10 protein-coding genes and 1 riboswitch are annotated in these 13,724 nt (G+C 57.4%); of the genes, 3 read left to right on the top strand and 7 right to left on the bottom strand.

What is annotated here, in order from left to right; genetic code table 11:
* Positions 1 to 75: 75 nt before the first annotated feature.
* Together DHN55_RS15150 and DHN55_RS15145 are read left to right on the top strand one after the other, a co-directional pair.
* Complete coding sequence (locus DHN55_RS15150; RefSeq protein WP_108882547.1) at positions 76 to 540, top strand: AAC(3)-I family aminoglycoside N-acetyltransferase; 465 nt, start codon at positions 76 to 78, stop codon at positions 538 to 540.
* Positions 541 to 654: 114 nt separating this feature from the next.
* Positions 655 to 799, top strand: a riboswitch (FMN riboswitch).
* An 82-nt stretch (positions 800 to 881) separates the two neighbouring features.
* Positions 882 to 1,316: a 6,7-dimethyl-8-ribityllumazine synthase gene (locus DHN55_RS15145; RefSeq protein WP_108882303.1), complete on the top strand. Its 435-nt coding sequence runs from the start codon at positions 882 to 884 to the stop codon at positions 1,314 to 1,316.
* Between the two features lie 144 nt (positions 1,317 to 1,460).
* Here DHN55_RS15145 and DHN55_RS15140 read toward each other — a convergent pair whose 3' ends face one another.
* Positions 1,461 to 2,621 carry a tail fiber domain-containing protein gene (locus DHN55_RS15140; RefSeq protein ID WP_108882302.1) on the bottom strand — a complete coding sequence of 387 codons (1,161 nt, stop codon included), beginning with the start codon at positions 2,619 to 2,621 and terminating at the stop codon, positions 1,461 to 1,463.
* Positions 2,622 to 2,880: 259 nt separating this feature from the next.
* On the opposite strand from DHN55_RS15140, the gene DHN55_RS15135 reads away from it, so the two are divergent.
* Positions 2,881 to 3,315 carry a VOC family protein gene (locus DHN55_RS15135; RefSeq protein WP_108882301.1) on the top strand — a complete coding sequence of 145 codons (435 nt, stop codon included), beginning with the start codon at positions 2,881 to 2,883 and terminating at the stop codon, positions 3,313 to 3,315.
* 10 nt (positions 3,316 to 3,325) lie between these two features.
* Here DHN55_RS15135 and DHN55_RS15130 read toward each other — a convergent pair whose 3' ends face one another.
* The 6 genes from DHN55_RS15130 to DHN55_RS15105 form a co-directional block, all read right to left on the bottom strand.
* Positions 3,326 to 4,396 carry a dienelactone hydrolase family protein gene (locus tag DHN55_RS15130; protein ID WP_337660366.1) on the bottom strand — a complete coding sequence of 357 codons (1,071 nt, stop codon included), beginning with the start codon at positions 4,394 to 4,396 and terminating at the stop codon, positions 3,326 to 3,328.
* 248 nt (positions 4,397 to 4,644) lie between these two features.
* On the bottom strand, positions 4,645 to 5,310 hold the full coding sequence (locus DHN55_RS15125; RefSeq protein WP_108882299.1) for a 4'-phosphopantetheinyl transferase superfamily protein: 666 nt from the start codon (positions 5,308 to 5,310) through the stop codon (positions 4,645 to 4,647).
* The gene (locus DHN55_RS15120) at positions 5,291 to 9,673 is read right to left on the bottom strand and encodes a Pls/PosA family non-ribosomal peptide synthetase (protein ID WP_108882298.1); all 4,383 of its coding nucleotides are present in this window, start codon (positions 9,671 to 9,673) and stop codon (positions 5,291 to 5,293) included. The genes DHN55_RS15125 and DHN55_RS15120 overlap by 20 nt, the downstream gene beginning before the upstream one ends.
* On the bottom strand, positions 9,673 to 11,064 hold the full coding sequence (ectB, locus tag DHN55_RS15115; RefSeq protein ID WP_108882546.1) for a diaminobutyrate--2-oxoglutarate transaminase: 1,392 nt from the start codon (positions 11,062 to 11,064) through the stop codon (positions 9,673 to 9,675). Before ectB ends, DHN55_RS15120 begins: the two co-directional genes overlap by 1 nt.
* A gap of 613 nt (positions 11,065 to 11,677) precedes the next feature.
* Positions 11,678 to 12,820 carry an amidohydrolase/deacetylase family metallohydrolase gene (locus DHN55_RS15110; protein WP_337660365.1) on the bottom strand — a complete coding sequence of 381 codons (1,143 nt, stop codon included), beginning with the start codon at positions 12,818 to 12,820 and terminating at the stop codon, positions 11,678 to 11,680.
* A gap of 114 nt (positions 12,821 to 12,934) precedes the next feature.
* Positions 12,935 to 13,699: a TSUP family transporter gene (locus DHN55_RS15105; RefSeq protein ID WP_108882297.1), complete on the bottom strand. Its 765-nt coding sequence runs from the start codon at positions 13,697 to 13,699 to the stop codon at positions 12,935 to 12,937.
* Positions 13,700 to 13,724 lie beyond the last annotated feature (25 nt).

Here is a 13,724-nt window from a genome sequence, read left to right as displayed (position 1 = left end):
CACTTGCCTTGACTGAAAATAGCCCTAATGACGGCTTACCCGGATTGCCCGGAAGATTTGTTCTCGAAGGTGCCCATGACACAGCTGATACCGTTCACCATTCGCAGGCTTGCATCAGGTGACAGCGACATGGTGCGAGACCTGCTAGTTGTATTCGGGCATGCATTCGAGGACGAGCCGACCTACGCTCATGCGCAACCCGACCGGCAGTACCTCGAGAAGCTGCTCGGCAATGAGACGGTTATCGTGCTGGCTGCAATGCAAGGCGCAGAAGTCGTCGGCGGGCTGGTGGCCTACGAACTTGAGAAACTCGAACAGCAACGCAGCGAGATCTACATTTACGATCTGGCGGTCGCCAAGCCACATCGCAGAAGAGGCATCGCGACGGGCCTTATTGAACAGGTCAGGATCATTGCAGCTGAGCGCGGCGCTCATGTCATGTTTATCCAGGCTGACCTGGAGGACGACCCCGCCATCCAGCTCTACACGAAGCTCGGTCTCCGCGAGGACGTTCTGCATTTTGACATTGCGGTGACATGAACTGGTGGCTGGTCGTTTGCCTGAAGGCGCGATGCGGCAACTCCGATGATCCCGTCGTGAATGGCTACCCCGCACGCAAGTCATTGCCCGATGCCTGAACCTGTTATAGAAACGTCCTGTTCTCAGGGCGGGGTGAAACTCCCCACCGGCGGTAAGCAGCGAGTTCTGCAAGCCCGCGAGCGCCTTCCGCCTGGAAGGGTCAGCAGATCAGGTGCGATGCCTGAGCCGACGGTCATAGTCCGGATGATAGAGAAAGTACGATTGCCGGCCGCTGTTCGTATGGCCGGTATCGTTCAGGATCGCCTTGGTGACGTGTCTTGTTGCTTGAAGGGAGATCTTGTGTGACGCATACCACTTACGCATTCATCAAAGCCAACTGGCATGCCGATATCGTTGACCGGGCGCTGGAAGGGTTTTGTTCCGTCATTCCTGCCGGCCAGGTAGACGTCTTCGACGTGCCGGGCGCTTTCGAGATGCCGTTGCTGGCATACGAACTTGCCGTGACGGAGAAGTATGCAGCCATAGCTGCGGCGGCCTTCGTCGTTGACGGTGGTATATACCGGCATGACTTTGTCGCCGATGCCGTCGTGAACGGCCTCATGCGGGTCAGCCTGGACACCAGGGTTCCCGTGCTGTCGGTCTCGCTGACCCCGCACCAGTATCAGGAAACCGATCATCACAATGAGATTTTCCAGAAGCATTTCGTCGAGAAGGGCCGCGAGGCTGCGCAGGCCGCACTGGCAATAGGCAGGACCAAGGCGGCATTGGCAGCCTGATGGAGCCGGGCGAGAGGATGGCCACTCCATCCCTCATCCTGCGCGTTTGCATCGAGCAGATGTTCAGAGCGATACGTCAATCAAAAAACCCCGGATACTGATGCCAGCATCCGGGGGTTGAGTATCGCAGAGAATAAAGTTCAATCAGAGGTGTCTGGCGTTCCACTGTTCCAGTGTCATCATCTGAACCCCGAGGCCGGAATAGTTCACCCGGTAGAAGCCGTCTGCTCCGGTGACCAGCGCTTGTGGGTGGGTTACTTCCAGGTCCTGCGCCATCACGCCAACCCAGGTTGTGACCAGGTCGGACTTGTACTTCCAGCTGTAGAGTTTGATGCCGTCTTCGGTTTCGCCCAGCGCCACGATATCCGTTTTGAGGCGGCGGTCGGAGGGCTGCTGCGGGAGTTCCCCAACACAACCGTGGTCGAAGTTTGGCGTATCAAGGGTGGCACCCTGGCGGTCCACGGTGAGCATGTCGCCGGAGAACGAATAACTGGTGCCGACCATGAATGTATGATCGTCCAGATCATCGCCGAAGGCGCAATTGTCGCGGAACGTGCCGCGATAGGCCACATAAAATGGTGTGTCACCAATGACCGGCAGGCCGCCTACCGTAAAGTCGTAGCGCGCGCCTGCTGAAAATATCTCGGCTTCTCCGGCACTGCCGAAGGCAGCGCTCACGAGATCAAGGTTCACATAGGTGCCCTCGATCTGAATGCGACTGTCCGGTGTCAGGAACCAGCGCAGCACGCCGCGGGCGAACAGGCCATCGTCAGGGGTCGGGGAACTGAGAGCCACCAAGCCTGTGGTCTGCGTATTCGCGTAGTCAACATACCCGCCCTGGGCATACAGGGTGATGTCGTCGAGATAGACCTGCGCCTCACCGCCGATGAACCTCACATCATATTTACGTCTGCCAAAACTGGTGACGCCGGCGCCGCCGAATGCGCCGAGCAGGAAGGAGGAAGGATCACGCCAGCTGACATGTGCCGCGCCTTGGAAGGAGTACCGTGGACCGATGACATCATTGTCACCTGGGCTTTCAAGCGCGTTGGAATTGTATTCATACTTCACGTCGGACTGGATCGAAAGATTGTCGCCCAGCGGTAGGCTCAGACGACCTTCGCCGCCATTGGTGAATACGGTGTCATCATCCTGTCCAGCGTCAATGATCTGCACGCCGGTCCACTGATCAACGACACCTGACACGATCAGGCCCAGTTGGCGTTCCGTCTCAAGGTCCGCTGCTGCGGCAGGCGCCGACAAAGCGAAAAGCGCGACAGACGATGCCAGGATAGTTTTTCTCACGTCAAAGCCCCTGAAAGTTGAATTACAATCCCCACATACAACCAAAAGACCAAAAGATATTGCGCAAGGGAAGCATTTAATCCGCAGTCACCGCAGTTTTTTCAAATATGTGACATTTCGGCCACAGTAAGTCGCATGACTGTTTTTCAGATTTTTGACGTGTTTAGGTTTTATGCATGGTGTCTTTTTCTTGCGAAGCCGGATAGGGCTAAAATCGCAAAGGCCAACATGTTGAGGGCTTTTCAATGAGGAAGCGATCATGAATGGGTCGGACCGGCAGATCGGTTCGGCCTTCGACTCTGTTCGGGCAATTGACTACACGGTCATTTTTGTCCGCGATATGGAAGCGATGCGCTACTTCTACGAAGACATTATGAGATTTCCAATGTCGCGCCAGCTTTCGTCGAACTGGTTTGAATACAGTGTCGGCGGTAATACGCTGGTGCTGTCCCGACCGGGGCTTACCGCAGCGGACGTGCCAACCCCTTATGGCAGCGCCTCGCTGCATCTGGCGTTCAAGGTTTCAGCGCGTGAAGTGGACCAGTGTGCAGAAGAACTCATGCACAAGGGTATCGATCTGGTGTCGCCACCCACAAACCGGGACTTTGGCCATCGCACACTGTTCTTCCGCGATCCCGACGGCAACTTGCTGGAGGTGTTTGCTGAACTCTGGACTCAGAGACCGGAAGCCTAAAAGGGTTGCCTCAGTCGGGCTTGAGCCTCAACCAAAGCGGGTGCCTGGTCACCATTGACCGGTCGCCGGATTCATCCACGCCGGCTCTGGCATCAACATGGCGCCGCAGGAATTGTACGACCGCCTTTTTCGGACTGGTGAACTCCAGTAGCTCGTGCCTGCTTGCCAGTGGTTCATCTTTGTAAACAACAGATGAGCTGCCATTGTCCGGATGCAGGAACGGCTGGCAGTCTCCCCTGGAAACGCTCTGAAACCAGGGGTCCTTGGAACCCACCAGAGCCAGGACCGGCTCTGAAGTGGGTGCGCGCAGTCCATTGTATTCAGGCCAGTCGTCATGGCAGGTCCAGCCTTCAATAATGCGGGCTCGTACTTTTTGCCGCTTGTTCTGGGGCTGGAACGTGGCAGCCGTGATGCCGCCTTGGCTAAGACCCATCAACACAATCCTGTCCGCATCCACAAACGGCAGTTTCCTGACCTGCTCAATGGCATATCCGGCATCCGCCTGGCGCATTTTGAGCGTTTGCCGATACATGCCAGCAGTGTAGCCGTCCACCTGGCAAGATCGCGGATACTTTTTGCGGGCCAGGCTGGCAGGTGCCACGACCACGAAACCGTTTTCCGCCAGAAACTTCGTTCGCATGTGCGTGCCCGACCAGAACCCCGAGCAACCGTGCATATAGATCACGACCGGCAGTTTTTGCGTAAACCCGAACTCACCTTTCAGCAACTCCGGCGCCGAGGTTTCAAAGGACTTCTTGTACTTGTTGTGCATGTGCGGCAGATGCACGATTGCGGCGTTCCAGGCCCTGCGCATTTCGGCGGGATCGGTCCAGTCCGACGGGATCATGTCCTCTGGCCTGGCAAAAGTTTTCGTACTGTTGTGGAGACCTGTTGTGTTGCCGGAATAAGTTTCAGCCGGCGGTGACTTGGGAAACAGCAGATTGAGAATACCGCTCGCGAACCTATTGGCACCGTCTTGAATGTCCGGTTCAGCCCGCACCGGTTGCGCAACGAACAAACCCGCAAGGACGACCGCCGAAACGATCAGGCGTCTGGACAGCGCTCCTGTTGCAGGGATCATTCGCATTCAACCCTCACATGTTCGGAAAACAACGTTGCCGACCGTGAATTATTGTGACATTTCGGCATCTTACAGACGACCAACATGAATGTGAAAGAGGCATTCGCCTGAATTTTTGACGCAGCTTCTAAAAACTTTGTGAACACCCGTCGCCATTTGTCATGGCGCGGTAACAGCCTGTCCGGATTGAGGCACAACATGGTGTTATCTTCGGTTTTCGTGTGCTTCCCGGTCTTGTGAGCCGGGATTTACATTGACGCAACGCTCAAGCAGTAACTGGCGTCGTGAACCCGGATGGTCTGCAAATCAAGTTTCATGTGGTCACCGTCTTTCAACAGGCTGTCCGGACATGAGGCACGTCGGGCCGGCACATTAATTTCAATGTCCCGAAAGTCCACGCCACATCCCAGACCTGCCGCTTTGGAAACGGCTTCCTTCGCGGTCCACAGTTCGAGGAATGCCTGCCACGTTTCGTCGTCGCCGTGCCGCTGCAGCCATGCCTTTTCACGAGCCGTCAACTGGTCCAGGGCAGGGTCGGTGTCCTGGGTCCCGGACACACGTTCCAGATCAACTCCGACCTCGGCAGTCAGACTGGTCGCGACGGCAACCAGGCCATCTGCATGGCTTATGCTGAACCGGATGTCGGGCATGTCTGGCCGTACCGCCGGTTTGCCACAGTCCCCGCTCACAAACTCCCAGTCTGCCGGTTGAACAGTGTCTTCCGTCTCGGCGGACAGACGATGCCGCAGCAAGGCACGACCTGCGATGAAGTGCTGGTGGCGCGCCATGCTTGACAACCGCGCGGCCCAGGCATGTTCTTCCTGGCCAAGGGCATCTGTTCCCAGCCGTTGCAGCACATCACATGGACGCGCATATGCAACACTCCAGCCGGTATCATCCATGTCCGTGGTCATTGAACATCCTGCTCGTTTGCACCGGGGCCATGATTTTTCCGACAATGGCTCGCCTCTGCATCAGTTCGCGACTGTTCTGCGGAGTTTCAGTTGTCGCAGGATAGGTTTGCGATGGTTGCCTCCATGGCATAGCCCGGTCTTTGCGACCGCTTTGGGCCGTGCGCCTGCCGGTCAGGTCAGGCCTGCTCACGGGCCTGGCGACTGCTGTTGAAGTTGCGCTTCGGTGTGCCGTATCCATGCTGGCCGGATTGCCCTGCCATGTCTGCCCGGCCGGCACCACTTCGCCCTTCATCAGGAAGGCGTTGGGTGCCAGGGTCGAGCGATCGCCCATTTCGACACCGTAGTGCACGAAGGCATCCGCACCGATGGTGCATCCGCTGCCGATGCGCACGGCATCGGACTTGAACAGGCCTTCTTCCAGCGAGTGTGCTTGCACGATGCAGGCCTTGTTCAGGTTGCTGTAGTCTCCGATGTGCAGCAGCGTCTTGTCGTACAGGTAGGCGCCGTCGTCGAATACCATCTTGCCGACACGCACGCCAAGCGCCCGCGACATCAGGTTGCGGAACGGGGTGCCGTGGAACAGCATGTTCAGCGGATGACCGCAGAATTTCCAGTGCCGCTCGTGAAACAGGAAGTAGGGGTCATACATGTTCACGGTGCGTGCCTGCAGGCGGTCAAAGCCCAGGCTTGCCCGTTCCAGCAACGTGAAGTACGCGACAGTGAATGCGATCACCACAAAGCTGCCCGCGAGAATGGCGCCCATCGCGTAGCGATCATAGTACTGGATCGCGACAAACATCGTGAACACGGCAACGAAGGACACAAACCAGTGGGCCATGAACACGGAGCCGATGGAAACCATGTTGAACCTGTTCTTGCGGGCCACATTGCGGCGCAGCACATCCGGATCATCAGTTGCGGCATTCTGGCTGTCCAGCCTGGTTGCGCGCGGGACTTCAAAGGCAGGCGATCCGAGCAGGCCGGTGTTTTCGCGCAACGGCCCGTCAATGGGTACCATGGTCTTGGTGCCGATCAGTACATTGTCGCCGGTTCTGCTGCCAGACGGCATGACGATGGCGTTGCCGAGATAGTTGTCGGCACCAATTCTTACCTCTGCCAGCGTGAACGAAGTTGCCGACGTTTCCATGTTCGACATGGCGATGCCGTCCGACACCATGCTGTTTGCGCCGACATGGCACAGGTGAGGGTTGTCGTGCACCTGGTCGAGGCCGAAGTTCGATCCGGTCTGCTTGCCGGGTGCTATCTTCCAACCGACAAGTTCCAGGTACTTGGTGATGCAGGAGCTGTCTCCGAACAACAGGTTCAGGTATCCCCAGTTTGTCGACAGTTGCACAAGCCGCTGCACTATATAGTGAAAACCGAAGAGTACGTAGGTGCGCTTGGTACCCAGGAAACAGTTCAGGAGCGGCGGAACCACACGCAGGAACACGTATCCCGCCATGAGAATGCCGGAGTATACCAGGAAGGACACCCACAACCCCGTCGGCGCGAGCGCCAGGACCACACTGGGCAGACTGTCATAGTTCAGGCCTTGCGCACCGGAATACGAGTGCAGGATGAAATAACAAACGATCATAATCACGATCGGTATCGGAGCCAGCAGCAGGCTGGCTGCCGCGACCAGTCCGGCATAGCTCCAGCGCCGCAGGCTGGAACACCGCATGGGTTCCACGGCGTTGAAATTGGTCAGGGTTTCCTCAGCAGGCGTACCATGACAGCGCTTGCCTGTTTCGATCTTCTGGCCTTTCTGCAGGGTAGACGCGTGTGCAAGCTGACCACCACCTGCGATGACGGTGTCAATATCCAGATGGCTGCCGGTGCCGACATAGGCATCAGCGCCAATTGATATCGGCCCGGTTTCTATGACGTTGTTGAGGGCGCGATAGCCCTGCGTCATGGTGTTTTCACGGATGATGCTGCCGGTACCGACGCTGAACAGGTCGGTTGTCACCGGAGCTTTCGACAGGATGACGGCATGCCGTCCAATCCGTGCGCCGAGCAGGCGCAGCCACATATTGTACAGAGGCGTTCCGGCAAACAGATGAGCCGGTGACAGGTCAAACAGCAGTTTGACGAACCAGAAGCGGAAATAGTTCAGGCTCCATATCCGGATGGAGCTGGACTTCCAGCGCCAGACCAGAAGCCATTTCGCGACAACCGGGATGAAGACTGAAGCGGCGCCAAAACCAAGCACACACAGAAATACCCGGCGGTACAGTTCGGCGGCATCGTCGATTGCGCCGGTGGCCCATTGCACACCGGAAACAACCGCGGCAATCAGGCCCACGCCCAATGCCAGGTAGGTGGCGAGCTGCAGGGCGCCGCAAAAGGTGTATTGCAGCCGGGACGGGGTTACCTGGGGTTTTCCGCTCTGCCGGAATTCCTCCAGGGTCGGGGCTTGTTTTACTTCCTGTTCGTCCAGTTTCTCCGCCAGTTTTTCCACCGTGGGATTGGCATAAACGTCACGCATGCTGACATTTGCTGCCGCTATCCTGTCACGGATGGCGGAGCAGAAACGCGCCATCAGCAGGGAGTGGGCGCCCAGGTCGTCAAAGAAGTGGTCTTCAATTGAGACTTCCGGCAGCTTCAGGGTTTCAGCCAGCGCCGACGCAACCAGCCTTTCGGTCTCGGTGCGTGGCGCCTGTTTCGAGCCTGCTGCCTGGCAGCGTGGCCCGGTGGGCGGCGGCAGGAATTTTCTGTCCGCCTTGTTGCTGTTCGACATCGGGATGACGTCGAGCTGTTCGATGTACGCAGGTACCATGTATGGTGGCAGCTGCTCACGCAGTGACGCGATGATCTGCTCGCTGTCGATACCTGTCTGTTCGCATTTGGGGCTGCAATAGGCAACCAGCTCAACCTGGCCCGGCGCAATTTCGAACGGGTTTACAACTGCCTGGGCAACTGTCGGGTTCTTCAGGATCAGGGATTCGATCTCCGTCAGTTCAATCCTGTAACCCCGGATCTTGACCTGGGTATCGATGCGCCCGAAATACTCAATCTCGCCGTCATCATTGAAGCGGCCAAGGTCACCGGAGCGGTAGATCCGTTGCGACGGGTTGTCCGGCAGGCCGACAAAGTCGGGAATGAATTTCTCCGCCGTCAGCTGTTCCCGGTTCAGATAGCACCTTGCCAGCCCGATGCCGGCAATGCCGATCTCACCGGTCTCGCCATGGCCAGCCAGTTTGCTCCCGGTCTCGTCCAGAATGACGATGGAATAGGTCGGCAGCGGCTTGCCGATGGTCACCGGCTTGTTGGGATAAAGTTCGGTCAGCGTTGCGGTAACCGTGGCTTCGGTGGGACCGTAGGCATTCAGGATGCTGCGGCTTTCATTGTGCCAGCGCGCTACAAGGTTGTGCGGGCATGCTTCGCCCGACAACAGCAGGACGCGCAGGTCAGGCAGGTCGCTCTCGATGGTGGCCAGCAGCGTCGGCACACAGCACATCACCGTTACGCAGTTGGCCCTGAGATACTCCGCCAGGTCTTCGCCGATGAGGTTGGTGCCGGGGCTGGCCGGAACCAGCGTTGCACCGGCCATCAGCGGTACCCACAGTTCCTCGACCGAAAAGTCAAAGGCAATGGTCATGCCCTGATAGACCCGGTCGCCCTTGCGGATGCCGTAGGTATCGGCCGCGACCCTGACGAAGTTGCAGATGCTGGCATGGTCGATGGCCACGCCCTTGGGTTGGCCGGTGGTGCCGGAGGTATAGATGATGTAGCTCAGCTGGTCCGGCGCACGCATCGACTTTGGTGATTTGAGACGCTCCGGGCTGTGCATGTCCATGTGTGATGCGTCATCGTCGATGAACACCTTGGTGCAGGCCAGGTCGGAGAGTTTTTCTCTGAATGCACTCTCAGACACGATCGCACGCACGCCTGCGTCTTCAAGAATGAAGGAGATCCGTTCGTTGGGAAAACTCTGGTCCAGGGGCACGTAGGCGGCGTGCAGTTTCTGCACCGCCAGCAGCACAACATAAGTGTTGAACGACTTATCCAGCAGCAGGGCGACCCGGTCGCCCGGCTTGATGCCCTTTTGCTGCAGATGACGGGCTGCCTGGTTGGCCCGGTTATCCAGTTCGCGGAAGCTGTACTCTATGCCCTCGGCAATGACCGCTGGACTGGTGTCTTCACCAGTCTCAGCGAGCCTGTCGCACAGGGTCTCGAAGAGGTCCTCCAGCCGCTCGCCCTTTGACCAGCGAACACCGGAAGCTTCCGGGACGCCGAAAGTTGCGGGTTCGCCAGCTGCCAGTTGCTGCTGGTGAGGGGTACCATATTTGGCTTTACGGTCCTTGTGGGAACGTTTGACCCGCCGCCGGGTCCGCATCGGTAAGTCTTGAACAGTCATCAGATATTCTCAAGCTGCAGGGATGGAATGGTTGCCTTGTTCTGCGCAGCTGCCAGGGAAGCATTCCCTGTCTTTGCGGGACGGCGTTCCTTCCTGCACGGAGCAGGATTAAGGACAGCGCGGAAAGCGTTTTCCAGAATGTCGAGGCCTTCATTGAGTTCAGTGGTCTCGATCGTCAACGGCATCAGGAATTTGATGACCTCGTCATGCGAACCGGCACGTTCAAAGATGGCGCCGTTCTTGTAAGCCTGCGCAGTAATGGCAGCAGCCTTCTTGGCATGCTTGCAGCAAATGCCGCGCATCATGCCGCGGCCGCGAAGCTCAACCACCTCATGCGAGTAAAGCGACATGATCTTCTGCAGCCGGGTTTCCAGAAGCGCACTCTTTTCCGCAATGCTGTCGGCGAAGTCAGGCGTACCCCAGTAATGATCAAGTGCTGCAGCAGCTGTCACAAAGGCGTGGTTGTTGCCCCTGAACGTGCCGTTGTGCTCTGCAGGCTTCCACTGGTCGTGTTCCGGCTTGAGCAGCACCAGCGCCATCGGCAGGCCAAAGCCGGATATCGACTTGGACAAGGTCACGATGTCAGGCTCGATGCCGGCGGGTGTGAAGCTGAAGAAGCTGCCCGTGCGCCCGCAACCTGCCTGGATGTCGTCAACGATGAGCAGGATCTTGTGGCGTTTGCAGATCGCCTCCAGCCGGCACAGCCAGTCGAAGCTGGCCGTGTTGATGCCGCCCTCACCCTGGACGGTTTCGACGATCACCGCGGCAGGATGGTCCAGGCCACTGGCCGGATCGCCCAGCATGGCTTCCATGTAATCGAGCGTATCGGTTTTCGCGCCCAGGTATTTGTCGTACGGCATCGAGACAGCACCTTGCAGCGGCAGTCCGGCGGCGCCGCGGAAGTGGCTGTTGCCGGTGAGCGCGAGAGATCCCATGCTGACACCGTGGAAGCCGTTGGTGAACGAGATCACCGTGGTTCTTCCGGTGACCTTGCGGGCAATCTTGATTGCGGCCTCGACTGCGTTCGTACCCGTCGGTCCGGTGAACTGAACCTTGTAGTCAAGTCCGAGCGGTTCCAGGATTGCATCATTCAGAGACTGCAGGAATTTTTCCTTGGCACAGGTGTGCAGGTCCAGCGAGTGGGTAATGCCATCGCTTGATATGTAATCCACAAGCGCCTGCTTTAGCACCGGGTTGTTGTGCCCGTAATTGAGCGAGCCGGCACCGGCCAGGAAATCGATATACTTGCGGCCATCGGTGTCCCAGATCGCTGCGCCCCTGGCCTGGTTGCACAATAGCGGGAAGGCGCGCGCGTATGACTGCACCGACGATTCCTTCAACGCAAAGATATCTGCCTGCGGGGCAGGGGTAGTGTTCTGATTGTTTTTCATTGCAGATCTCCTTGGTGAAATATCCCGTTGGATACGGTGACACTGACGGTCCGCGACAGCGTTGCGTGAATGTTTGGTGCGGGATGTGGAATTGCAGGTGGCAGGTGCAATCGGCGTGCTGCCGGTCTGGATGACCTTGGCATCGTCAGAAAATTGTGAATGCACAAACCGGAATGCATCGAGTTTTGATCGAAACAATCCGCCCTTGGTGTTGCTCTCATCGCGGACCGACCAGACAGATGGCCGAACTTCACACATAAACACCTGTGCCTGTTTTACAGGCTTCTTGTAGATCCCTGCTTGCGCAGGTTCGCCGTTAGTCATCGCCGTAGCCCCGTTTCATTTTGATACAAGCCGTTAAGCTTTGGTTGCTGCCCAATTCCATAGCAACAACTATGCCACCTGAAGTTGACTCAGATTTTTGTTAACCTGTTGTGTTAACAGTGAAAATTACGCTAATGGGGGTTGGGTCAATTTCACATTGGGCGCGAAGATGCATCCATTGGTATATTGAGAAGCAACGGTTTTGCCAGGATTGGGGATTTCCGTACGTTTTCATGGATAAAGCCTGAAATCTGCACCTGCAGTGAAGATTGCGATACGGTTTTCCGGTTCAGTTCGGGTGCCACCATTTGCCGGCCAGCACAACGCCGTGAACGTTAACCTTTTTATCACCTGCCAGCGTCTCGCCTGTGACATCGACATAGTTAAACCTGCCGTCATCCACGCTGAGGATGGCGGCATCGCCAATCGAGCCCGGTTTCAGGTTGCCGAGGTCCGGCCGGGACAGGGCCCGCGCGGCGTTCTCGGTGGTCGTGCGGATGACTTCAGGAAACGACATTCCGAGGTTGAGAAACTTGGACAAGGTGGTTACCTGATCAAATGCCGGACCGTTAATGCACAATGCATGAACGTCGGACGAGATCGTGTCAGGGTAAAACCCGTTATCCAGCATCATGCGCGCAACCTTGAACGAGAACGATCCCATGCCGTGACCGACGTCGAACAGGACACCGCGCTGGCGTGCAGCCAGCACCTCCGGGCGAACCTTTCCGTCCGGCGTGACAGGTGTGTTTGGAAACGGCCTGAAGCAATGGGTCAGCACATCGTGGGGCCGCAGTCTCTCAACCACTTCACCGTATGAAGGCGGTGGCTCGTCGATATGAACCATCATGGGAAGTCCGGTCTCTTCTGCGACCTGTATGGAATGTTCAAAAGGCGCCATGCCATGAATGCCGGACGCCCATTTCCCCAGCCTTATCTTGATGCCGACAATCAGGTCGCGGTTGGCCAGTGCGACCTCGACAGCCGTCTGCGGATCCATCAGTCGCAGTTCTTCACTCTCGCCAACCATGATGCGGTTGGAAAAGCCGAAAATCCCGGCATGGGATATGTGCAGATAAGCGAGGACTCTCACGTCGGATTTCTCGATGACATGTTTTCGAAAGCCGGCGAAATTTCCAGGCCCGGTGGAACCGGTATCGATTGCCGTGGTTACCGCGCTTGTTCTGCAGTACTCCTCGGCATCTATGCCAAGCGAAGTTCCTCCCCAATAGACATGTGTGTGCATGTCGATCAGGCCGGGTGTCACATAATGCCCGCTGACATCGCGCGTCTCGACACCGGCCGGCACGTCGATATCTCGTTGTACTGCCGCTACCTTGCCGGACCGGAAGGCCACATCCATGGGTCCGTCTATGGCCTGAGCGGGATCGACAACATGCCCGCCTTTGAGAACCAGATCATACATTGCCATGGCGATACCCCTTGCTACGCCAACAAGCTGAAACCACCGTTCGTCTGATGTCAAATGGGAGCGTGGCGTACCAAGTTCAGTGATGGTCGCAACGCAATACGCACTGCAAGCCTGTCATGAATTCTCAAGCATCCTGACGAAATAAACTGCTGAAAGCACGAGGCCGAACGCGATGACGCCAACCCGGAGATAGGCGTCGTTGACCAGCCGGGCATAGCGGCCGCCCAGGTAGCCGCCGATACTGCTGCCGAGCATCATGACGCCAGCTTGTGGCCAGGCGATGATGCCGCCAATACCAAAGACAACGATGCTCAGGATCGTGAAGCTTGTGGCGAGCAGGTTTTTCAGGCTGTTGGCCACGTGAAACGATGTAAATCCCATGATTTGAACGATGGCCAGGATGATGATGCCGAGGCCTGCGCCGAAATAACCTCCATAGATGGAAAACAGGAAAAGGACCGAGTACAGCAACCATGTTGCAGACCGTCCCTCGAACAGTTTCATGAGGCACCGGCGTATTCTGTCTCCGAAGGCAAACAAGCCGGTCGCGGCCAAAATCAGAAACGGTATCAGAGCCTCGAACACGGCCGGGTCGGACACCAGGAGCAGCAGGGAGCCGGCGATGGCTCCCGCACCCGACACAATCAGCAACGGCCAGACAGCAGCTCCGACCCCTGCCAGTTCGCGTCGATAGGCTGGAAGGGCAGCTGCGTTGGATGGCAGCATCGCCAGGTAATTTGTAGCGTTCGCCACGACCGGGGGCAGGCCTGCTGCAACAAGAGCAGGAAAAGTGAAGAGGGTCGCACCGCCTGCGACGGCATTCCAGGCGCCTCCCAGAATACCAATTCCAATCAAAAACAAAGCTGTATCAATCGACATGTATGACCTCGCTGGTTGTGAGGTC

Origin of the sequence: Anderseniella sp. Alg231-50 (assembly GCF_900149695.1) — a bacterium.
In the GTDB taxonomy this organism is placed as follows: Bacteria; Pseudomonadota; Alphaproteobacteria; order Rhizobiales; family Aestuariivirgaceae; genus Anderseniella.
The sequence above is the reverse complement of the archived record's forward strand: the minus strand, read 5'-3'. Positions and strand labels throughout refer to the sequence as shown.